Annotated in this window: 19 protein-coding genes; 12 read left to right on the top strand and 7 right to left on the bottom strand. The window is 62.4% G+C overall.

The genetic code is table 11. The annotated features are described in order from the left end of the window. The first annotated feature begins 45 nt into the window (after positions 1–45). Positions 46–792, top strand: coding sequence for a FadR/GntR family transcriptional regulator (locus AB4O09_RS26280; protein WP_003197797.1), 747 nt, complete (start codon positions 46–48; stop codon positions 790–792). A gap of 118 nt (positions 793–910) precedes the next feature. On the opposite strand, the gene AB4O09_RS26275 is transcribed toward AB4O09_RS26280, so the two are convergent. Then, entirely contained in the window at positions 911–1,267 is a 357-nt protein-coding gene (locus tag AB4O09_RS26275; RefSeq protein ID WP_100264347.1) for a hypothetical protein, read from the bottom strand. 372 nt (positions 1,268–1,639) lie between these two features. On the opposite strand from AB4O09_RS26275, the gene kdgD reads away from it, so the two are divergent. From kdgD to AB4O09_RS26250, 5 genes are all read left to right on the top strand, one after another. Next, positions 1,640–2,551 carry a 5-dehydro-4-deoxyglucarate dehydratase gene (gene kdgD / locus AB4O09_RS26270; protein WP_003177964.1) on the top strand — a complete coding sequence of 304 codons (912 nt, stop codon included), beginning with the start codon at positions 1,640–1,642 and terminating at the stop codon, positions 2,549–2,551. A gap of 129 nt (positions 2,552–2,680) precedes the next feature. Further along, positions 2,681–4,126 (top strand): aldehyde dehydrogenase family protein, encoded by a 1,446-nt coding sequence (locus AB4O09_RS26265; protein WP_003197801.1) that lies wholly within the window; start codon positions 2,681–2,683, stop codon positions 4,124–4,126. Positions 4,127–4,212: 86 nt separating this feature from the next. Further along, a complete protein-coding gene (locus AB4O09_RS26260) occupies positions 4,213–5,577 on the top strand; it encodes an MFS transporter (protein WP_003197804.1) in 1,365 nt (454 codons plus the stop codon). 13 nt (positions 5,578–5,590) lie between these two features. Continuing rightward, positions 5,591–7,144, top strand: a complete 1,554-nt coding sequence (gene garD, locus AB4O09_RS26255) for a galactarate dehydratase (RefSeq protein WP_460107673.1) — start codon at positions 5,591–5,593, stop codon at positions 7,142–7,144. A 260-nt stretch (positions 7,145–7,404) separates the two neighbouring features. After that, positions 7,405–8,346 (top strand): AEC family transporter, encoded by a 942-nt coding sequence (locus AB4O09_RS26250; protein WP_460107670.1) that lies wholly within the window; start codon positions 7,405–7,407, stop codon positions 8,344–8,346. A gap of 106 nt (positions 8,347–8,452) precedes the next feature. Here the strand turns inward: AB4O09_RS26250 and AB4O09_RS26245 are convergent, their stop codons facing one another. From AB4O09_RS26245 to gatC, 6 genes are all read right to left on the bottom strand, one after another. Next, positions 8,453–8,833, bottom strand: coding sequence for a carboxymuconolactone decarboxylase family protein (locus tag AB4O09_RS26245; RefSeq protein WP_444758722.1), 381 nt, complete (start codon positions 8,831–8,833; stop codon positions 8,453–8,455). Continuing rightward, positions 8,830–9,891: a calcium/sodium antiporter gene (locus AB4O09_RS26240; protein ID WP_028237167.1), complete on the bottom strand. Its 1,062-nt coding sequence runs from the start codon at positions 9,889–9,891 to the stop codon at positions 8,830–8,832. The genes AB4O09_RS26245 and AB4O09_RS26240 overlap by 4 nt, the downstream gene beginning before the upstream one ends. Before the next feature lie 49 nt (positions 9,892–9,940). Continuing rightward, the gene (locus AB4O09_RS26235; protein WP_003197811.1) at positions 9,941–10,318 is read right to left on the bottom strand and encodes a septal ring lytic transglycosylase RlpA family protein; all 378 of its coding nucleotides are present in this window, start codon (positions 10,316–10,318) and stop codon (positions 9,941–9,943) included. Between the two features lie 133 nt (positions 10,319–10,451). After that, positions 10,452–11,897: an Asp-tRNA(Asn)/Glu-tRNA(Gln) amidotransferase subunit GatB gene (gatB, locus tag AB4O09_RS26230; protein ID WP_460107667.1), complete on the bottom strand. Its 1,446-nt coding sequence runs from the start codon at positions 11,895–11,897 to the stop codon at positions 10,452–10,454. Positions 11,898–11,907: 10 nt separating this feature from the next. Then, the gene (gene gatA, locus AB4O09_RS26225) at positions 11,908–13,359 is read right to left on the bottom strand and encodes an Asp-tRNA(Asn)/Glu-tRNA(Gln) amidotransferase subunit GatA (RefSeq protein WP_003197814.1); all 1,452 of its coding nucleotides are present in this window, start codon (positions 13,357–13,359) and stop codon (positions 11,908–11,910) included. A gap of 16 nt (positions 13,360–13,375) precedes the next feature. Next, positions 13,376–13,663 carry an Asp-tRNA(Asn)/Glu-tRNA(Gln) amidotransferase subunit GatC gene (gene gatC, locus AB4O09_RS26220; RefSeq protein WP_003197816.1) on the bottom strand — a complete coding sequence of 96 codons (288 nt, stop codon included), beginning with the start codon at positions 13,661–13,663 and terminating at the stop codon, positions 13,376–13,378. A 214-nt stretch (positions 13,664–13,877) separates the two neighbouring features. Here gatC and mreB point away from each other — a divergent pair, with 214 nt between their 5' ends. The 6 genes from mreB (at position 13,878) to AB4O09_RS26190 (ending at position 22,704) form a co-directional block, all read left to right on the top strand. Next, entirely contained in the window at positions 13,878–14,915 is a 1,038-nt protein-coding gene (mreB, locus tag AB4O09_RS26215; RefSeq protein WP_002555108.1) for a rod shape-determining protein MreB, read from the top strand. Between the two features lie 140 nt (positions 14,916–15,055). Beyond that, the gene (gene mreC, locus AB4O09_RS26210) at positions 15,056–16,207 is read left to right on the top strand and encodes a rod shape-determining protein MreC (protein WP_080560947.1); all 1,152 of its coding nucleotides are present in this window, start codon (positions 15,056–15,058) and stop codon (positions 16,205–16,207) included. Further along, complete coding sequence (gene mreD, locus AB4O09_RS26205; RefSeq protein ID WP_003197820.1) at positions 16,204–16,692, top strand: rod shape-determining protein MreD; 489 nt, start codon at positions 16,204–16,206, stop codon at positions 16,690–16,692. The genes mreC and mreD overlap by 4 nt, the downstream gene beginning before the upstream one ends. A 37-nt stretch (positions 16,693–16,729) precedes the next feature. Continuing rightward, on the top strand, positions 16,730–17,326 hold the full coding sequence (locus AB4O09_RS26200; protein WP_460107665.1) for a Maf family protein: 597 nt from the start codon (positions 16,730–16,732) through the stop codon (positions 17,324–17,326). Between the two features lie 56 nt (positions 17,327–17,382). Next, a complete protein-coding gene (gene rng, locus AB4O09_RS26195; protein WP_018613976.1) occupies positions 17,383–18,840 on the top strand; it encodes a ribonuclease G in 1,458 nt (485 codons plus the stop codon). Between the two features lie 60 nt (positions 18,841–18,900). Further along, on the top strand, positions 18,901–22,704 hold the full coding sequence (locus AB4O09_RS26190; protein WP_027911948.1) for a YhdP family protein: 3,804 nt from the start codon (positions 18,901–18,903) through the stop codon (positions 22,702–22,704). Positions 22,705–22,739 lie beyond the last annotated feature (35 nt).

Genomic DNA, 22,739 nt, shown 5'->3' with positions numbered 1-22,739 from the left:
TGCGCTATGATGATGCCATTCAGCCGTTTACCGAGACACAACCCCATGGAAAACCCGATCGAAGTACCACGCTTTCCCCGCAAGCGCCGCAGCCTGGCGCAGGAGCTGGTGACGGTGTTGACCGAGCAGATTCGCGACGGCCTGCTCAAGCGCGGCGATAAATTGCCCACCGAGTCGGCGATCATGGAAGCCCATGGCGTCAGCCGTACCGTGGTGCGCGAGGCGATTTCCCGCTTGCAGGCGGCCGGCCAGGTGGAAACCCGCCATGGCATCGGCACTTTCGTGCTGGACACGCCGAGCCCCAGCGGTTTTCGCATCGACCCGGCCACCGTGGTCACCTTGCGTGACGTGCTGGCGATCCTGGAGTTGCGCATCAGCCTGGAAGTGGAATCCGCCGGGCTGGCGGCGCAGCGCCGCAGCGACGAGCAACTGGCCGCCATGCGCGCCGCCCTCGACGCCTTGAACGAAAGCGCCGCCCACGCCAGCGATGCGGTGGCCTCGGACTTCGCCTTCCACCTGGAAATCGCCCTGTCCACCGGCAACCGCTACTTCACCGACATCATGACTCACCTGGGTACCAGCATCATTCCGCGTACCCGGGTGAACTCGGCGCGTTTGGCCCACGATGACCAGCAGCGCTACATGAACCGCCTGAGCCGCGAGCACGAGGAGATCTACGACGCCATCGCCCGCCAGGACTCCGAGGCGGCCCGTGCGGCCATGCGTTTGCATCTGACCAACAGCCGCGAGCGGCTGCGCCAGGCCCATGAAGAGGCGCAGGCGCAGGGCTAGCTGCTGTCAGTTGAGATGAGGTGAGTCACTGTTCCTGTGGCGAGGGGATAAATCCCCTCGCCACACAGATACTGCGTTGCTGCTCGCTTACCAGCCGACAAACGCACGGAGATGGCTACTACGCCTTGATCCGCAACATTTGCGGCTCGGATATATCGGGATCCCAGCTCTCGTAGCTAACCTCGTAACGAAGCTCAACCAATTTGTCGATGTAAGCTGTCAAGTCGGCATTGGTTAGCGTCATTGTCACATCCTTGCAGGGCGTACCTTCCTCACCCTCGGTCAGCGGTGTAAACGCACCTACCGGAGTTGGAGACGTCGAGCCGACGCCCAGAGTCAGTCGGGCGTTCGAGTACGGTTCAAAAGCTGCATCCGGAATCTTCACGCTCAACGTCTTTACCTTTGACAAGCTGATCGTGACTTCCCCAGTGGCTGGAAAGTCCTTGAGCGTCGGTTTTGCATAGCTCTTCGCCATGATGTCACTCCCTGTGAGGCAGCCCTGATCGTTGCGTACGGGCGACTCACTTAAAAGATTGAGAAAAGGACTACAGCCGGGCATGACACGGCCATGCCTGGGTTATGCCCCCTTGTCGTGACGACGCCTACTGACAGAGTTGACAGTGGCGATGAGCGGTCCTGGTGCTCGGTCGGCAAGTTTTATCTGTCTTTTCCGTCCTGCTCAAAGGCCCGATTTACAAGGTTCTGCGACAAACGCCTCAACCCCTGCACCCGACAAAAGACGAAATGCAGTTGACGTTCATATTTTAAGTTGTACGATGACCTACAACTTCACGTGAAGCTGAACCGTTTCCTACAACACATCATTTGCGTCCAGGGTGTTCGAATAATGAATCCACAAGAACTGAAGTCCATCCTCTCGTCTGGCCTGCTGTCGTTCCCGGTCACCGATTTCACTGCTCAAGGCGATTTCAATCGCGACAGCTACATCAAGCGCCTCGAGTGGCTGGCCCCGTATGGCGCCTCTGCATTGTTCGCAGCGGGCGGCACCGGTGAATTCTTCTCCCTGGCCGCCAGCGAGTATTCCCAAGTCATCAAGACCGCCGTCGATACCTGCGCCACCAGCGTGCCAATCCTTGCCGGTGTTGGCGGTGCCACTCGCCAGGCCATCGAATACGCTCAAGAAGCCGAGCGCCTGGGTGCCAAGGGCCTGTTGCTGCTGCCGCATTACCTGACCGAAGCCAGCCAGGACGGTGTTGCCGCCCACGTTGAAGCCGTGTGCAAATCGGTGAAGATCGGCGTGGTGGTGTACAACCGCAACGTCTGCCGCCTGAACGCCACTTTGCTGGAACAACTGGCCGAGCGCTGCCCTAACCTGATCGGCTACAAGGATGGCCTGGGCGATATCGAACTGATGGTGTCGATCCGTCGCCGCCTCGGTGATCGCTTCAGCTACCTGGGCGGCCTGCCGACCGCTGAAGTCTACGCTGCGGCCTACAAGGCCCTTGGCGTGCCGGTCTACTCCTCGGCGGTGTTCAACTTCATCCCGAAAACCGCGATGGATTTCTACCACGCCATTGCCCGCGACGATCACGAAACCGTCGGCAAGATCATCGACGACTTCTTCCTGCCATACCTGGACATTCGCAACCGCAAGGCCGGTTACGCAGTGAGCATCGTCAAGGCCGGCGCGAAGATCGTGGGCTATGACGCAGGTCCTGTGCGCACGCCGCTGACCGACCTGCTGCCAGAAGAATACGAAGCACTGGCCGCGCTGATCGACAAGCAAGGCAAGCAGTAACAGACCCGATAAGGCCGCTGAGCAATCAGCGGCTTTTTGCGTAAGGCTCGATCGCTCCCACGCATCGCGTGGGAATGCAGCCAGGGACGCTCTGCGTTCCTAGACAGCTTTTGTAGAAGGAGTAGCTCCGTGGCAGATTCAAAGCGTTTCGATAACTACATCAACGGTCAGTGGGTGGCTGGTGCTGACTATTGCACCAACATCAACCCGTCTGACTTGTCCGATGTCATCGGTGAATACGCCAAGGCTGACGCAGCGCAAGTCAATGCCGCCATCGAAGCCGCGCGCGCCGCGTTCCCGGCCTGGTCGACCTCGGGCATCCAGGCCCGTCACGATGCGCTGGACAAAGTCGGTAGCGAGATCCTCGCCCGCCGTGAAGAACTCGGCCAACTGCTGGCCCGGGAAGAGGGCAAGACCCTGCCCGAAGCCATCGGCGAAGTGACCCGCGCCGGCAACATTTTCAAGTTCTTTGCCGGTGAATGCCTGCGCCTGTCGGGTGATTACGTGCCGTCGGTGCGCCCAGGCGTCAACGTTGAAGTCACCCGTGAAGCCCTTGGTGTGGTCGGCCTGATCACCCCGTGGAACTTCCCGATCGCCATTCCCGCGTGGAAAATCGCCCCGGCCCTGGCCTACGGCAACTGCGTGGTGATCAAACCCGCCGAACTGGTGCCGGGCTGCGCCTGGGCCCTGGCCGAGATCATTTCCCGCGCCGGTTTCCCGGCCGGTGCGTTCAACCTGGTGATGGGCAGCGGCCGTGTGGTTGGCGAAGTGCTGGTCAACAGCCCGAAAGTCGACGGCATCAGCTTTACCGGTTCGGTGGGCGTGGGGCGGCAGATCGCCGTCAACTGCGTGTCGCGCCAGGCCAAGGTGCAGTTGGAAATGGGCGGCAAGAACCCGCAGATCATCCTCGACGACGCAGACCTCAAGCAGGCCGTCGAACTGGCGGTGCAGAGTGCGTTCTACTCCACCGGCCAGCGCTGCACGGCTTCGAGTCGCCTGATCGTCACCGCCGGCATCCACGACAAGTTCGTCGAGGCCATGGCCGAGCGCATGCAGTCGATCAAGGTCGGCCATGCGTTGAAGGCCGGCACCGATATCGGCCCGGTGGTTTCTGAAGCCCAGCTCAGCCAGGACTTGAAGTACATCGACATCGGCCAGAGCGAAGGTGCTCGGTTGGTCAGCGGTGGCGGCCTGGTGACGTGCGACACGGAAGGTTACTTCCTGGCGCCGACCCTGTTCGCCGACAGCGAAGCCTCGATGCGCATCAGCCGCGAAGAGATCTTCGGCCCGGTGGCCAACGTCGTGCGCGTGGCCGACTACGAGGCGGCGCTGGCGATGGCCAATGACACCGAGTTCGGTCTGTCCGCCGGTATCGCCACCACCTCGTTGAAGTATGCCAACCACTTCAAGCGCCATTCCCAGGCGGGCATGGTGATGGTCAACCTGCCGACGGCCGGCGTGGATTACCACGTGCCGTTCGGCGGACGCAAAGGCTCGTCCTATGGTTCGCGTGAGCAAGGTCGCTACGCGCAAGAGTTCTACACCGTGGTGAAGACCTCTTACATCGGTTCGTAAACGCAACACCGGCCGGGGCTGGATTTCCAGCCCCGGTCGTACAATCTGCTGACCCGCATAAAAATAAATAGTGGGAGTACCTCTACATGCAAGCGACCAAGCCGACTCACGTCCGCTATTTGATCCTGCTCATGCTGTTCCTGGTGACGACGATCAACTATGCCGACCGTGCCACCATCGCCATCGCAGGCTCCAGCCTGCAAAAAGACCTCGGCATCGATGCCGTCACCCTCGGTTATATCTTCTCCGCTTTCGGCTGGGCCTACGTGGCCGGGCAGATTCCCGGTGGCTGGCTGCTCGACCGTTTCGGCTCGAAAAAAATCTATGCCTTGAGCATCTTCACCTGGTCGCTGTTCACCGTGCTGCAAGGCTATGTGGGTGAGTTCGGCATGTCCACGGCCGTGGTTGCACTGTTCATGCTGCGCTTTATGGTCGGTCTGGCCGAGGCGCCGTCCTTTCCGGGCAACGCACGTATCGTCGCCGCCTGGTTCCCGACCGCAGAACGCGGCACCGCCTCGGCGATTTTCAACTCGGCGCAATACTTCGCCACGGTGCTGTTCGCGCCGCTGATGGGTTGGATCGTCTATCGCTTCGGCTGGCAGCATGTGTTCATCGTGATGGGCGTGATCGGCATCGTGTTCTCGCTGATCTGGCTGAAAGTGATCCACAGCCCGCGTCAGCACCCAATGATCAACGAGGCCGAGTTCAATCACATCGCCGCCAATGGTGCGATGGTCGATATGGACCAGGACAAGGGCAAGGACAAGAAAACCGACGGTCCGAAGTGGGATTACATCCGCCAACTGCTGACCAACCGCATGATGCTCGGCGTGTACCTGGGCCAGTACTGCATCAACGGCATCACCTACTTCTTCCTGACCTGGTTCCCGGTATACCTGGTGCAGGAACGCGGCATGACCATCCTCAAGGCCGGTTTCATCGCGTCCTTGCCAGCGATCTGCGGTTTCATCGGCGGCGTCCTCGGCGGGGTGATTTCCGATTACCTGCTGCGCAAGGGCCACTCGCTGACCTTCGCCCGCAAGGCACCGATCATCGCCGGCCTGCTGGTGTCCAGCAGCATCGTGGCGTGCAACTACGTCGACATCGAATGGATGGTGGTGGGCTTCATGGCCCTGGCCTTCTTCGGTAAAGGCGTCGGCGCACTGGGCTGGGCCGTGGTCTCCGATACGTCGCCAAAACAGATCGCCGGCTTGAGCGGTGGCCTGTTCAACACCTTCGGCAACCTGGCATCGATCACCACGCCAATCGTCATCGGCTACATCATCAGCGCCACCGGTTCGTTCAAATGGGCGCTGGTGTTTGTCGGTTGCAACGCGCTGGTGGCGGTGTTCAGCTACCTGGTCATTGTGGGGCCGATCAAGCGTGTCGTGCTCAAGGAACCAACGGCCAAGGATGCCGACATCTCCAGCCTGTCTGAAGCAAAATCCTGAAGGAGCGGCGTCAATGCAACTGATTGAACATGCCGATTCGCCGCGTTACATCCGCTTGCATGAGCGGGACAACGTAGTGATCGTCGTCAATGACCAGGGTGTACCGTCCGGGACCGAGTTCCCGGACGGCCTGGTCACTGTGGACTTTGTGCCGCAGAGCCACAAGGTCACCCTGGTGGACATTCCCGAGGGAGGCGAGGTGATTCGCTATGGCCAGGTCATCGGCTATGCGCTGCAACCGATCCCTCGTGGCAGCTGGGTCAAGGAAGACCAGTTGCGCATGCCGACCGCGCCACCGCTGGACAGCCTGCCGCTGTCCACTGATGTGCCGGTGGCCGATGCGCCGCTGGAGGGCTACACCTTCGAGGGTTATCGCAACGCCGACGGTACCGTCGGCACGCGCAATATCCTGGGCATCACCACCACGGTGCAGTGCGTGACCGGGGTGCTGGACCATGCAGTCAAGCGCATCAAGGACGAGTTGCTGCCCAAGTACCCGAACGTCGATGACGTGGTGGCGCTGACCCACAGCTACGGCTGCGGCGTGGCGATCACTGCCACCGATGCCTACATCCCGATCCGCACCGTGCGCAACCTGGCGCGTAACCCGAACCTGGGGGGCGAGGCGCTGGTGATCAGCCTGGGCTGCGAGAAATTGCAGGCCGGACAGGTGATGCATGAGGGCGACAGCTCGGTGGACCTCAGCGAGCCATGGTTGTATCGCTTACAGGATTCCAGTCACGGTTTCACCGAAATGATCGAGCAGATCATGGAACTGGCCGAGACCCGCCTGAAGAAACTCGACCAGCGCCGCCGCGAAACCGTACCGGCTTCGGAGCTGATCCTGGGCATGCAATGCGGTGGCAGCGATGCGTTTTCCGGCATCACCGCCAACCCGGCGCTGGGCTACGCCTCGGACCTGCTGCTGCGGGCCGGGGCAACGGTGATGTTTTCCGAAGTCACTGAAGTGCGCGATGCGATTTACCTGCTGACCTCCCGGGCACAAACCCAGGAAGTGGCCCAGGAACTGGTGCGTGAAATGGACTGGTACGACCGTTACCTGGCCAAGGGCGAAGCCGATCGCAGTGCCAATACCACGCCGGGCAACAAGAAGGGCGGGCTGTCGAACATCGTCGAAAAATCCCTGGGCTCGATTGTCAAATCCGGCAGCAGCGCGATCAATGGCGTGCTGGGTCCGGGCGAGCGCTTCAAGCAAAAGGGCCTGATCTTCTGCGCCACGCCGGCCAGTGATTTTGTCTGCGGCACGTTGCAACTGGCGGCGGGGATGAACCTGCACGTGTTCACCACCGGCCGCGGCACGCCGTACGGCTTGGCGATGGCCCCGGTGGTGAAGGTCTCGACCCGCACCGAACTGGCCCAACGCTGGCCGGACCTGATCGACATCGACGCCGGCCGGATCGCTACCGGACGCGCGACCATCGAAGAACTGGGTTGGGAGCTGTTCCACTACTACCTGGACGTGGCCAGCGGCAAGAAACAGACCTGGGCCGAGCGGCACAAGTTGTACAACGACATCACGTTGTTCAACCCAGCACCGATCACCTGATGATTTCGTGATCGCCGGAGATCCAGTGTGGGAGCGAGCTTGCTCGCGATAGCGGTGGTTCAGCTAGCATCGATGTTGGATGTGCTGCCGTCTTCGCGAGCAAGCTCGCTCCCACAGGGGATTTGCGGAGAGTGCGGATTTTGTGTTCACTGAAGAACACATGTGGGAGCGAGCTTGCTCGCGATAGCGCTCCACCAGACGCCAATGCCGTGAGTGGCTTATCATTAGCCACCTAACGACACCCTCTCAAGGTCCCCGGCATGCTGGCAATTTTCCTCGAAACCCTGAACATCACCGCGCCGGTGTTTGCCATGCTGTTTTTGGGGGTGTTGCTCAAGCGCATCAACTGGATCAACGACAACTTCATCCACATTGCCTCGTCCCTGGTGTTCAACGTCACCATGCCGGCGCTGTTGTTCCTCGGCATCCTCCATGCCGACCTGCATGCGGCGTTGCAGCCCGACCTGCTGATCTATTTCTCCGTCGCCACCCTGGCAAGTTTCGCCATGGCCTGGGGCTGGGCGATCTGGCGCTGCCCGCGCGAGGATCGCGGTATCTATACCCAAGGTGCGTTTCGCGGCAACAACGGGGTCATTGGCCTGGCGCTGGCGGCGAGCATGTATGGCGACTACGGGATTTCCCTGGGGGCGATTCTCGCGGCGCTGGTGATCCTGTTCTACAACACCTTGTCGACCATCGTGCTGGCGGTCTACAGCCCGGTGATCAAGTCTGACCCGTGGAGCATCTGCAAGAGTGTGATCTGCAACCCGCTGATCATCAGCGTGATCGTCGCCGCGCCGTTCGCCTATTGGCACATCGGCCTGCCAAACTGGTTCGAGACCTCGGCCAAGTACCTGTCGCAAATGACCTTGCCCCTGGCGTTGATCTGCATCGGCGGCACGCTGTCGCTGGCGGCCTTGCGCAAGAGCGGCAAGATGGCCCTGAGTTCGAGCCTGGTGAAGATGGTCGGGCTGCCGCTGCTGGCCACTCTCGGTGCGTGGCTCTGGGGCTTTCGCGGGGCGGAGTTGGGGATCCTGTTCCTGTACTTCGGCAGCCCCACCGCCGCCGCCAGTTACGTCATGGCCCGGGCGGCCGATGGCAACCATGAACTGGCAGCGGCGATTATCGTCATCACCACGCTGATGGCGGCGATTACCACCAACCTGGGGATCTTTGTGTTGCAGTGGGGTGGGTGGATCTAGCCTTGGGTTTGCGCTGTTCTTGAGGTCAAAATCGCGAGCAAGCTCGCTCCCAGGTGTATCGCAATCATCTGTGGGAGCGAGCTTGCTCGCGATAGCGATCCAACGGTCACTCAGGTTTCTGATAGCTATCGATCACTTCCTGCGCCGCCCGAAACGCATCGATCGCCGCCGGCACGCCCGCGTACACCGCGCAATGCAGCAATGCCTCGCGAATCTCTTCCACCGTGCAGCCATTATTCAGCGCGCCGCGCACATGGCCTTTGAGTTCCTGCGGGCACTTGAGGGCGGTGAGGGCGGCCAGGGTGATCAGGCTGCGGGTCTTCAGCGGCAGGCCTCCGCGGCTCCAGACGCTGCCCCAGGCATGTTCGTTGACGAAGTCCTGCAATGGCTGGGTGAACTCGGTGGCGTTGCCCAGGGCGCGGTCGACGAATGCGTCGCCCATGACTTGGCGACGCATGTCCAGGCCGGTCTTTGGAGTGTCGGTCATGGCAAATCCCTCTTGTGGTGTTGGCGGCGCCAGGCGCGCAAGGAGGTGAACAGTAAAAACGCGAGCAGGGCCGGCAGCACATAAAACAGCATCAGCCGTTCCAGTTGGCCGGCCAGGGGCATGCCGGTGGTGAAGGACATCACGTGCAGCCCATAGGCCAGGTACAATCCCAGCAACAGCAGACCTTCGGCGCGGGTGACACGATAACCGGAATAGAACACCGGCAGGCACAGCACCGCCACGCCGAGCATCACCGGCAGGTCGAAATCCAGGGCGTTCGGTGAGACCGACAATGGCGTGGGGGCGGCGAGGGCGGTTATCCCCAATACCCCGAGCAGGTTGAACAGGTTGCTGCCAATGACGTTGCCCACCGCAATGTCCCGTTGGCCGCGCAGGGCGGCGATCAACGAGGTGGCGAGCTCCGGCAGCGAGGTGCTGACGGCGACAATGGTCAGGCCGATGATGCGCTCCGAAAGCCCCAGGTCCGTGGCCACTTCCACCGCCGCGCCCAGCAGCAGGTGCCCGGCGAAAATCAGCATTGCCAAGCCCAGCACGATCATCGCCAGGCTCATGGGCCACGACCCCCGGGTCACCTCGATATCCACCGTGTGCGGCCGTCCCGAGTGCCGCGACTGGCGCAACAACAGGCCCAGGTACACCGCCAGGCCCACCAGCAGCCATACGCCGTCCAGCCGGGTCAGTTCCTCATTCCAGGCCAGCACGAACACCAGCAGGCTGGCACCGATCATCAACGGAATGTCCAGGCGCACCAGTTGGCGCGAGACGCGCAATGGAATGATCAGCGCCGACAGCCCGAGGGTGACGAGGATGTTGAAGATGCTGCTGCCGATCACGCTGCCCACGGCGATGTCGGCGTTTTGCGCCAGGGTTGCCTGCAGGCTAACGGCCATTTGTGGGGCGCTGCTGCCGAACGCGACGACGCTCAGGCCGATGATCAGTGGTCGTACCTGCAAGCGTGCCGCCAGGCCCACGGCGGCGCGCACCAGCAGTTCGGCGCCGCCGATCAGCAACAGCAGGGCGCCGAACAATTCGATCAGGCTGAGCAGCGGTAGGGCGGTGAGTAGGGAAATGGCCGGGCTCCGTCTATCAATCGTCGAGGGCTTGCACGCGCACCCGTGCGGTGCCGCTGCGCAACATGCCCAGTTGCTCGGCGGCTTCGCGGGACACGTCGATCAAGCGGCCTCGGGAGTATGGGCCACGGTCGTTGATGCGCACCACCACGCTGTCATTGTTGTTCAGGTTGGTGACTTTCACCCGGGTGCCGAACGGCAACTGGCGATGGGCGGCGGTCAGGCTGTGCTGGTCGAAACGCTCGCCGCTGGCGGTGCGCTTGCCGTGGTGCCTGGCACCGTAATACGAGGCGACGCCGGTCTGGTCGTAGCCGTGTGGATCGACCGTCCCGCTCTGGCTGGCGCAACCGGCCAACAGGGACAGCAGGGCGCAGGCGCCGAGGAGACGCTTCATTCGATGACCCCATGATCGTTCCCACGCTCTGCGTGGGAATGCAGCCCGTGACGCTCTGCGTCACAAAAAGCGGACGCGGAGCGTCCAGTGAGGCGTTCCCACGCAGAGCGTGGGAACGATCACCGTCGATAAGTCAGCCCTCGAGCTTGCTTTTGAGCAGTTCGTTGACCTGTTGCGGGTTGGCCTTGCCCTTGGAGGCTTTCATGGCCTGGCCGACGAAGAAGCCGAACATTTTGCCGCGCTTGGCTTCGTCTGCCGCACGGTACTGTTCGACCTGCTCGGCGTTGGCCGCGAGCATTTCATCGAGCACGGCGGAAATGGCGCCGGTATCGGTGACCTGCTTCAAGCCGCGCTTCTCGATGATCTCGTCGGCGCTGCCTTCACCATTGGCCATGGCTTCGAACACCATCTTGGCGATCTTGCCGGAAATGGTGTTGTCCTTGATCCGCACCAGCATGCCGCCCAGTTGTTCGGCCGAGACCGGCGACTGGTCGATTTCCAGTCCCTGTTTGTTCAACAGGCTGCCCAGTTCCACCATCACCCAGTTGGCCGCCAGCTTGGCGTCGCCGCCGATGCTCACGACTTTCTCGAAGTAATCGGCCTGTTCGCGACTGGTGGCCAGGACGTTGGCGTCATAGCTCGACAGCCCGAATTGCGCCTGGAAGCGCTCGCGTTTTTGCGGCGGCAGTTCCGGCAGGGTGGCGCGCACCTCGTCGAGGAACGAGTTCTCGATAACCACCGGCAGCAGGTCCGGGTCGGGGAAGTAACGGTAGTCGTTGGCTTCTTCCTTGCTGCGCATCGGACGGGTCTCGTCCTTGTTCGGGTCGTACAGGCGGGTCTGCTGGATGACCCTGCCACCGTCCTCGATCAGTTCGATCTGGCGCTGGATCTCGCTGTTGATCGCCTTCTCGATGAAGCGGAACGAGTTGACGTTCTTGATCTCGCAGCGGGTGCCGAACTCGACCTGGCCCTTGGGCCGGATCGATACGTTGCAGTCGCAGCGCAGCGAACCTTCGGCCATGTTGCCGTCGCAGATGCCCAGGTAGCGCACCAATGCGTGGATCGCCTTGACGTAGGCCACGGCTTCCTTGGCGCTGCGCATGTCCGGCTCGGAAACGATTTCCAGCAGCGGCGTGCCGGCGCGGTTCAGGTCGATGCCGGTGGCACCGTTGAATTCTTCGTGCAGGCTCTTGCCGGCATCTTCTTCCAGGTGCGCCCGGGTGATGCCGACGCGTTTGACCGTGCCGTCTTCCAGGGCGATGTCCAGGTGGCCCTTGCCTACGATCGGCAATTCCATCTGGCTGATCTGGTAGCCCTTGGGCAGGTCCGGGTAGAAGTAGTTCTTGCGGGCGAACACGTTGTGCTGGCCGATCTCGGCGTCAATCGCCAGGCCGAACATCACCGCCATGCGCACCGCTTCGGCGTTGAGCACCGGCAGAACGCCGGGCATGCCCAGGTCGACCAGGCTGGCCTGGGTGTTGGGCTCGGAGCCGAACGTGGTGGAGCTACCGGAAAAGATTTTCGACCGGGTGGTGAGCTGGGTATGAATCTCCAGCCCGATCACGACTTCCCATTGCATGTGTTTCTCCTCAGAAGCCGGTTGGGGTGCGGGTGTGCCAGTCAGTGTTCAACTGATACTGGTGGGCAACGTTCAACAGGCGGCCTTCCTGGAAATACGGCGCGAGCAACTGCACGCCCACTGGCAGGCCATCGACGAAACCGGCCGGCATGGACAGGCCCGGCAAGCCGGCGAGGTTCGCGGTAATGGTGTAGACGTCTTCCAGGTACTCGGCGACCGGGTCACTGTTCTTGGCACCGAGTTTCCACGCCGGGTTTGGCGTGGTTGGACCGAGGATGATGTCGACCTCGTTGAAGGCGGCCATGAAGTCGTTCTTCACCAGGCGGCGGATTTTCTGCGCCTTGAGGTAGTAGGCGTCGTAGTAGCCGGCGGACAGCGCGTAGGCGCCGACCATGATCCGGCGCTGCACTTCGGCACCGAAGCCTTCGCCACGGGAGCGCTTGTACAGGTCGATCAGGTTTTCCGGGTTCTCGCAGCGATAGCCGAAGCGCACGCCGTCGAAACGCGACAGGTTCGAGGACGCTTCCGCCGGGGCGATCACGTAGTACGCCGGAATCGCGTGCTGCATGTTCGGCAGGCTGATTTCCTTGATGACCGCGCCGAGCTTCTCCAGCTCCTTGACGCTGTTGTGGACCAGTTCGGCGATGCGTGGGTCGAGGCCGGCGCTGAAGTACTCCTTCGGCACACCGATGCGCAGGCCCTGCAGCGAGCCGTTGAGGCTGGCGCTGTAGTCCGGCACTGGCTCATCGATGCTGGTGGAGTCGTTCGGGTCGAAGCCGGCCATGCCTTGCAGCAGGATCGCGCAGTCTTCGGCGGTGCGGGCCAGCGGGCCACCCTGGTCGAGGCTGGAGGCGTAGGCGATCATGCCCCAGCGCGAGACACGGCCGTAGGTCGGCTTGAGGCCTGTGAGGTTGGTGAACGCCGCCGGTTGGCGAATCGAACCGCCGGTGTCGGTGGCGGTGGCGGCCGGCAACAGGCGTGCGGCCACGGCGGCGGCGGAACCACCGGACGAGCCGCCCGGTACGTGTTCCAGGTTCCACGGGTTTTTCACCGCGCCGTAATAGCTCGACTCGTTGGCCGAGCCCATGGCGAATTCGTCCATGTTGGTCTTGCCCAGGGTCACGGTGCCGGCGGCGGCCAGCTTGGCGACCACGGTGGCATCGTACGGCGCCTTGAAGTTGTCGAGCATCTTCGAGCCGCAGCTGGTGCGGATGCCCTGGGTGCAGAACAAGTCCTTGTGGGCGATCGGCGCACCGAGCAGGGCGCCGGTTTCACCGTTGGCGCGCCGGGCGTCGGCGGCCTTGGCCTGGCTCAGGGCCAGCTCCTGGGTGAGGCTGATGAAGCTGTTGAGCTGTGGGTCGAGCTGGGCGATGCGCGCCAGCAGGACCTGGGTCAGCTCTTCGGAAGAAAACTTTTTATCGGCGAGTCCGCGGGCGATCTCGGCCAGGGTCATGTGATGCATGAGAGGCTCTTTCCCTTTAGTCGATGACTTTCGGAACCAGGTACAGGCCGTTTTCGACCGCTGGTGCGATGGACTGGTAGGCCTCGCGGTGATTGGACTCGGTCACGACGTCGGCGCGCAGGCGCTGGCTGGCTTCCAGTGGGTGTGCCAGTGGTTCGATACCGTCGGTATTGACCGCCTGCATCTCGTCGACCAGCCCCAGAATGCTGTTCAGGGCAGAAGTGATGTGTGGAAGATCGGCTTCATTGAGGCCCAGACAGGCCAGATGAGCGATTTTTTCCACGTCGGAGCGTTCAAGCGCCATGGGATTCTCCAGTGGAAAACAAAACGGACGCAGTCTGTCCGTGTGTTAGATTGTCGGAACACTACCGCATTTCTACGGTCTTACGGCCGCGATTTCGGGGTTTGGTGCACAGAAAAGCGGCCAATTTAACATATTGGCGCCTTGCCCAAAATCCCTGTCGTTGTTAGAGTTTGCCGCACTTTTTTACCCACGCGTTGCCTAGGGTCCCTTTCCCATGTTCAAGAAACTGCGTGGCATGTTTTCCAGCGATCTTTCCATTGACCTGGGCACTGCCAACACCCTTATTTACGTGCGCGAGCGCGGTATCGTCCTGAATGAACCCTCGGTCGTGGCCATCCGCACCCACGGTAACCAGAAAAGTGTCGTGGCTGTCGGTACGGAAGCCAAGCGCATGCTGGGCCGTACACCGGGCAACATCGCGGCCATTCGCCCAATGAAGGACGGCGTGATCGCCGACTTCAGCGTCTGCGAAAAGATGCTGCAGTACTTCATCAACAAGGTTCACGAAAACAGCTTCCTGCAGCCCAGCCCTCGTGTGCTGATCTGCGTTCCATGCAAGTCCACCCAGGTAGAGCGACGCGCTATCCGTGAATCGGCCCTCGGCGCCGGTGCCCGTGAAGTGTTCCTGATCGAAGAGCCAATGGCTGCTGCCATCGGTGCCGGCCTGCCGGTGGAAGAAGCCCGCGGTTCGATGGTCGTCGACATCGGTGGTGGTACCACTGAAATCGCGCTGATCTCCCTCAACGGTGTGGTCTACGCCGAATCCGTACGTGTGGGCGGCGACCGTTTCGACGAAGCGATCATCACTTATGTGCGTCGCAACTACGGCAGCCTGATCGGCGAATCCACCGCCGAGCGCATCAAGCAGGAAATCGGCACGGCCTACCCGGGCGGTGAAGTGCGTGAAGTCGACGTACGCGGTCGCAACCTGGCCGAAGGCGTTCCACGGGCCTTTACCCTCAACTCCAACGAAGTGCTCGAAGCGCTGCAAGAGTCGTTGGCGACCATCGTCCAGGCCGTCAAGAGCGCCCTGGAGCAGTCGCCGCCGGAACTGGCGTCGGACATCGCCGAGCGCGGCCTGGTGCTGACCGGTGGTGGCGCGCTGCTGCGTGACCTCGACAAGCTGCTGGCCCAGGAAACCGGGCTGCCGGTGATCGTTGCCGAAGACCCGTTGACCTGCGTTGCCCGCGGCGGTGGCCGTGCATTGGAAATGATGGACAAGCACACCATGGACCTGCTCTCCAGCGAATAAGTTGGCTGGATCGTCTATGTTGTTCGCTCCCGGGCAGCACTTTGCAGTGCTGCCCGTTGGCGTTTATCTTCTGTCATTCGTATCCAGGCCGGTTTGATGCCGTATGAATAAAGAAAACATTTGCCTGGGAGGAGCGGCCTATTAAACCGCTTTTCGCCAAAGGCCCCTCATTGGGTGTGCGCCTGCTGGTGCTGACCGTGCTGTCGGTCGCGCTGATGGTGGTCGACGCCCGCTTCACGCTGCTCAAGCCTGTGCGCAGCCAGATGTCGCTGGTGTTGATGGAGTCCTACTGGATCACCGACCTGCCGCAGCGCTTGTGGCAAGGTGTGGCCAGCCAGTTTGGCAGCCGGACCGAACTGGTCGCCGAAAACGAAAAACTCAAGACCGAAAACCTGCTGTTGCAGGGGCGCATGCAGAAGCTGGCGGCCCTCACCGAGCAGAACGTGCGGCTGCGCGAGTTGCTCAACTCTTCGGCGCTGGTCAACGAGAAGGTCGAAGTGGCCGAGTTGATCGGCATGGACCCCAACCCCTTCACCCACCGCATCATCATCAACAAGGGTGAGCGCGACGGCGTCGTCCTCGGCCAGCCGGTGCTCGACGCCCGGGGCCTGATGGGCCAGGTGGTGGAGTTGATGCCCTACACCTCCCGCGTGCTGCTGCTGACCGATACCACCCACAGCATTCCCGTGCAGGTCAATCGCAACGGCTTGCGCGCGATTGCCAGCGGCACCGGCAACCCGGAACGCCTGGAACTGCGGCATGTGGCCGATACCGCCGATATCAAGGAAGGCGACCTGCTGGTCAGCTCCGGTCTTGGCCAGCGCTTCCCGGCCGGTTATCCGGTGGCAACGGTCAAGGAAGTCATCCATGACTCCGGCCAGCCGTTTGCCATCGTTCGCGCGGTGCCGACGGCTGCATTGAATCGCAGCCGCTACCTGCTGCTGGTATTCAGCGACAACCGTACGCCCGAAGAGCGTGCCAACGACGCCGCCGTGGCCCAGGAAGCCCAGGACCGCCAGGGCGGCGAGTCGGCCGCCCCAGCGACAGCAGCGCCTGCGCCTGTCCCTGCCACTGTGCCGAAACCACAAGTGCCTGCGCCAGCGACGGCGGCTCCGGCCACCACGCCTGCGGCCACCCCGGCTACCGCACCCGCCGCGCCTGCTGTGAAACCGACCCGCTCGGCCACCCACGCGCCCGCCGCGCAGCCTGCTCAGCCAGCCCGGCCCGCCGCCAAACCGCCAGCCTCCACGCCGGCCACCGCGCCAGCCCCCAGGGGAGCACGAGAAGAATGAGCAGTACCCAATCCGGTAACGGCTGGATGGTCTGGCTGACCTTCGCCATCGGCCTGTTGCTCAGCGTTTCGCCGCTGCCGCAGTTCATGGAAATCCTGCGCCCACTGTGGCTGGCCCTGTTGCTGGCCTTCTGGGCGCTGGCCTTGCCGCACAAGGTCGGCATGGTCACCGCCTGGTGCCTGGGTCTGGCCGAGGACGTGCTTTACGGCACGTTGCTGGGGCAGAACGCGCTGATCCTGACGCTGATCACCTTCCTGGTGCTGTCGTTGCAACAACGCCTGCGGATGTTCCCCATGTGGCAGCAGTGCCTGGTGATCCTGGTGATCTTCGGCCTGGCGCAACTGGTGCAATTGTGGCTCAGCGCGCTGACCGGCAACCGCCAGCCGACCCTGGCATTGGTGTTGCCAGCCCTGGTCAGCGCCTTGCTCTGGCCCTGGGTCAGCTTCGGTTTGCGTGGCCTGCGCCTGCGTTTCAAAATCAACTGATTCGGTCAGGCATTGGCCTTGATAGGGAGATGTCTTGATGAAACCGCTTTACCTCGCCTCAGGCTCGCCGCGTCGGCGTGAACTGCTCACGCAGATCGGCGTGCCCTTTACCGCCATCGGTGCGGAGATCGACGAAACTCCCCTGGACCACGAAACCCCTTCGGCCTATGTCGAGCGCCTGGCGCGCGGCAAGGCCGAGGCGGGTCGGCAAGCCCTGGACGCCGGCGTGGATGGCTGCGTGCTGGGCGCCGATACGGCTGTGGTACTGGACGGACGAATTCTCGGCAAACCCGTGGACCAGGCCGACTCCATGACGATGCTCTTGAGCCTGTCCGGTCGCGAACATGAAGTATTGACCGCCATTGCCATACTGGATGGGCTGCGTTGCGAATCCCGCGTTGTGCGCAGCCTGGTGCGTTTTCGTTCGATCACGGAACAGGAAGCGGCGGCCTACTGGGCCAGCGGTGAACCCCGGGACAAGGCCGGCGGCTATGGTATTCAAGGGCTGGGCGCGGTGTTCGTCGCCGGGCTTGAAGGCAGTTATTCAGCCGTCGTTGGCCTGCCGCTGTGCGAAACCGCAGAACTACTGGGCCATTTCGGCATACCCTGTTGGCAAACCTTGAAGGCGCGCTGAGCGCCGTCTGACTTGATGCGGCCATAATCGTGAACATGCCTGAACGAGACCCTGCCATGAGTGAAGAGATCCTGATCAACATCACGCCGATGGAATCGCGCGTGGCGGTGGTTGAAAACGGTGTTCTGCAAGAGGTCCACGTCGAGCGCACGCAAAAGCGTGGCATCGTCGGCAATATCTACAAAGGCAAGGTGGTACGGGTGCTGCCTGGCATGCAGGCGGCCTTCGTCGACATCGGCCTGGACCGCGCGGCATTCATCCACGCGTCGGAAATTTCCATGCGCGAAGGGCCGGCCGTGGAGAGCATCAGCGCGCTGGTGCATGAAGGCCAGAGCCTGGTGGTGCAGGTCACCAAGGACCCCATCGGCTCCAAGGGCGCGCGCCTGACCACGCAACTGTCGATTCCGTCGCGCTACCTGGTGTACATGCCGCGCACCGCCCATGTCGGCATTTCCCTGAAGATCGAAGACGAAGCCGAGCGCGAGCGCCTCAAGCAGGTGGTCAGCGACTGCGTGGAAAAAGAAGGTATCAAGGAAGCCGGTGGGTTCATCCTGCGCACCGCCGCCGAAGGGGCCGGGGCCGATGAGATCCTCATGGACATCCGCTACCTGCGCAGGCTTTGGGACCAGATCGCCGCGCAGATCAAGACCATCGCCACCCCCAGCGTGATCTACGAAGACCTGGGCCTGGCGCTGCGGACCTTGCGCGACCTGGTCAGCCCCAAGATCGAAAAAATCCGCATCGACTCCCGGGAAACCTTCCAGAAAACCACGCAGTTCGTCGCCGAACTGATGCCGGAAATCGCCGACCGCCTCGAGCATTACCCTGGCGAACGGCCAATTTTCGACCTGTACGGCGTCGAAGACGAAATCCAGAAAGCCCTGGAGCGCAAGGTGCCGCTCAAGTCCGGCGGCTACCTGGTGGTGGACCCGGCCGAGGCCATGAGCACCATCGATGTCAACACCGGGGCGTTCGTCGGCCATCGCAACCTGGAAGAAACCATCTTCAAGACCAACCTGGAAGCCGCCACCGCCATCGCCCGGCAACTGCGCCTGCGCAACCTGGGTGGGATCATCATCATCGACTTCATCGACATGGAAGATGAAGAGCACCAGCGCCAGGTGCTGCGGACCCTGGAAAAACAACTCGAACGCGACCACGCCAAGACCAACATCATCGGTATCACCGAGCTGGGCCTGGTGCAGATGACCCGCAAGCGCACCCGCGAAAGCCTCGAACAGGTACTGTGCGAGCCGTGCAGCAGTTGCCAGGGCCGTGGCAAGCTCAAGACCCCGGAAACTGTGTGTTACGAAATCTTCCGGGAAATCCTCCGGGAGGCGCGCGCCTACCAGGCGACTGGCTATAGAGTGTTGGCGAACCAGAAAGTGGTGGATCGCCTGCTCGACGAGGAGTCAGGCAATGTCGCGGAGCTGGAAGCGTTTATCGGACGCACGATTCGCTTCCAGGTGGAAACCATGTATTCCCAGGAACAATACGACGTGGTGCTGCTCTGAAGAGCTTCGGAAGCGGCGGGCCCGCGGATTTGATTGTCTTTGCCAGGGGAGCCCACTGACATGGAGCGTCTGACACGTATTTTGGCGGCGCTGACTCGCTGGGGGCTGGGGCTGTGTGCGCTGCTGCTGGTGTTGCTGGCGTTGTACGTCAGCCTCGGTCGTGAGCTGGTCCCGCTGGTGGCCGAATACCGCGCCGAGGTCGAGACCCGGGCCAGCGCTGCCTTGGGCATGCCTGTGCACATCGGAAGCCTCGACGGTAGCTGGAGCGCCCTGGCGCCAATCCTGGCAGCGCGCGACGTGGTGGTCGGCGAAGGCCCCAACGCCTTGCACCTGGACCAGGTGCGAGCCGTGCCTGACCTGTGGGACAGCCTGCTGGCACGTCAGGTGCGCATTGCCCACCTGGAAGTCAGCGGCCTGAAGATCAGCCTCAAGGAAGGCGCCGACGGCAAGTGGGCCCTGGAAGGCCTGCCGGTGAAGGACGACCAGCCCCTCGATCCGCAGCAATTGCTCGAACGCATGCAGGTGGTTTCCAAGTTCTCGCTGCTCGACAGCCAGGTGACCTTGCAACCTGTCGAGCAACCACCGCTGACCCTCACCTACGTCGGTTTGAGCCTGCGCACCGGCGCCACCCGCCAACGGCTGGACGTGCGCTTGACCCTGCCTGACGGTCAGCCCGTGGCGATCAACCTGCGCACCCGTATCCGCGCCAGTGATTGGAAGAATGGCCAGGCCGATGCGTACCTGAGCCTGCCGCAAAGCGACTGGTCCAAATGGCTGCCCAAACGCCTGACCCAGCAATGGAATTTTTCCCGGATCAAGGCTGGTGGCGAGTTCTGGCTGAGTTGGGGGGACGGTACGGTGCAAAGCGCGGCCATGCGCTTGAACGCTCCTGACATCCTGGGTGCCTACGCCGAGCGCAAGCCGGTGCAGATCCATAACCTGGCGCTCAATGGATATTTCCAGCGTGGCGACCAGGGATTTACCGCGACCTTCGATTCCCTGGCGATGAACCTGGGCGAAACCCGCTGGGAATCGCGCCTTCAACTGCAACAGAGTGCTGCCACCGAAAAGGCCGAGGAGCGCTGGCACCTGCAGGCCGACCGCCTCGACTTGACCCCCCTGACGCCTTTGCTCAATGCCCTGGCACCGTTGCCCGAAGGCCTGGCGACGACCATCGACCGTCTCAAGGTGACCGGTGGCCTGCGCAACGTGCTGCTGGACTACCGGCCGCAGAACACTGGTGACCAGAAAATCAGCTTCGCCACCAACCTGGACACCGTGGGCTTTGATGCCTATCGCGGCGCCCCGGCTGCGCGCAACGTATCGGGGAGCCTGAGCGGCGACCTCGGTGGCGGCGAGCTGCGCATGGACAGCAAGGATTTTTCCCTGCACCTGGACCCGATTTTCGCCAAGCCCTGGCAGTACCTGCAGGCCAACGCCCGGTTGACCTGGAAGCTCGACAAGCAAGGCTTCACCCTGATCGCGCCGTATTTGAAGGTGCTGGGCGAGGAGGGCCGGATTGCCGGCGACTTCCTGATCCGCCTGCATTTCGACCACAGCCAGGAAGACTACATGGACCTGCGGGTCGGCCTGGTGGACGGTGACGGACGCTATACCGCCAAGTACCTGCCAGCGGTCCTCAGCCCGGCGCTGGATGAGTGGCTGCGCACGGCCATCGTCAAGGGCGCGGTGGACGAAGGCTTTTTCCAGTATCAAGGCTCGCTCAATCACGGTGCCGAGGATGCGGCGCGCAGCATCAGCCTGTTTTTCAAGGTGCATGACGCCGAATTGGCGTTCCAGCCGGGCTGGCCTTCGGTCAGCAAGGTCAGCGGCGATGTCTTCGTCGAAGACAGTGGCGTGCGCATCTTCGCCAGCCAGGGACAATTGCTCGATACCCAGGTCAAGGATGTTTCGGTGAACATTCCCCATGTACCCAGCGGGCAGAGTGTTCATCTGTTTCTGGACGGCGGGTTCGCCGGAGGACTGGGCGACGGTCTGAAAATCCTCCAGACCGCGCCGATCGGGACCGCCGAGACATTCGCCGGCTGGGAGGGCGAGGGCGACCTGCAAGGCAGCGTGAAGCTCGACATTCCCCTGGTCAAAGGCGAGCAACCGAAGATCCTGGTGGACTTCGCCACCGACAAGGCCCGTCTCAAGCTCAGCGAGCCGGTATTGGAACTGACCCAACTCAAGGGCGATTTCCGCTTCGACAGCAACAAGGGCTTGAGCGGCAAGGGCATCAGTGCCCGGGCATTCGACCGGCCCGTGACCGCGCAGATTTTCGCTGAGGGCCGCGCCGGAGCGCTCAACACACGGGTCGCGGCGTCCGGGCAGGTGGAGATCAAGAAACTCACCAGTTGGCTGAATGTCACCCAGCCGTTGCCGGTATCCGGTGTCGTGCCCTACCAGTTGCAAGTGATCCTGGACGGCGCCGACAGCCAATTGTCGGTCAGTTCCAACCTCAAGGGCGTGGCGGTGGACCTGCCAGCACCCTTCGGCATGACTGCCGATGTCGGGCGCGACACGGTGTTTCGCATGACCCTGCAAGGACCGGAGCGCCGTTACTGGGTCAATTATGGCGACCTGGCCAGTTTCACTTACGCCGCGCCGAGCGGGAAAATCGCCGACGGTCGTGGCGAATTATTGCTGGGTGCCAGCGATGCCGTTCTGCCCGGGGCCAAGGGGCTGCGACTGCGTGGCAAACTGTCGGAACTGGACGTAAGTCCCTGGCAGGACCTGGTGAACAAGTACGCGGGCCAGGATCCGGGCGGCAGTGCCAAGCAACTGCTCAACAGCGTCGATCTGACCGTCGGCAAGCTCACGGCCATGGGCACGACCCTGGACCAGGCATCGGTGCAGTTGGACCGCAAGCCGGACGCCTGGGCCTTGCGGCTTGACAGTCAGCAGGCCAAGGGCGACGTCAGCCTGCCGGATGCGAAGGCCGCCCCGATTGGTATCAAGCTTGATTATGTGCGCCTGCCGGCCACAGACCCGACGGTCCAGGCGGATGAAAACTCTCCGGACCCGTTGGCGTCGGTCGATCCCGGCAAAATCCCGGCCATGGATATTGCCATCGACAAACTGTTCCAGGGCCCTGATCTCATCGGTGCGTGGTCGCTGAAAGTGCGACCGACCGCCAAGGGCATCGCGTTGAACGATCTGGACATGGGCCTCAAGGGCATGGTGTTGAACGGCAGTGGTGGTTGGGAAGGCACGCCCGGTTCCACCAGCAGTTGGTACAAGGGCCGTATCGGCGGCAAGAACCTGGGCGACGTGCTCAAGGGCTGGGGTTATGCCCCGAGCGTGACCAGCCAGACATTCCGGCTGGATGTCGACGGCCGCTGGCCCGGCTCGCCGGCGTGGGTCGCCACCAAGCGCTTTTCCGGCAGCCTCGACGCGTCGCTGAGCAAGGGCCAGTTTGTCGAAGTGGAAGGCAGCGCCCAGGCGCTGCGGGTATTTGGCCTGCTGAACTTCAACTCCATCGGCCGACGCTTGCGCCTGGACTTCTCCGACCTGTTCGGCAAGGGGTTGAGCTACGACCGGGTCAAGGGGCTGTTGGTAGCGAGCGACGGTGTCTACGTAACCCGCGAACCCATTACCCTGACCGGGCCGTCGAGCAACCTGGAGCTCAACGGTACGCTGGACATGGTGGCCGATCGGGTCGACGCCAAGCTGCTGGTGACGCTGCCGGTGACCAATAACCTGCCAATCGCCGCGCTGATCGTTGGCGCACCGGCGGTGGGTGGGGCGCTGTTTCTGATCGACAAACTGATCGGTGACCGCGTGGCGCGCTTTGCCAGCGTAAGATACGACGTCAAGGGGCCGTGGAAAGAGCCGAAGATCACCTTCGACAAGCCGTTTTGACAGTTCGACGCCAACTCCCTTGTGGGAGCGGGCCT

The sequence above is a fragment of the Pseudomonas sp. H1_F01 genome (assembly GCF_054681425.1).
The sequence above is the reverse complement of the archived record's forward strand: the minus strand, read 5'-3'. Positions and strand labels throughout refer to the sequence as shown.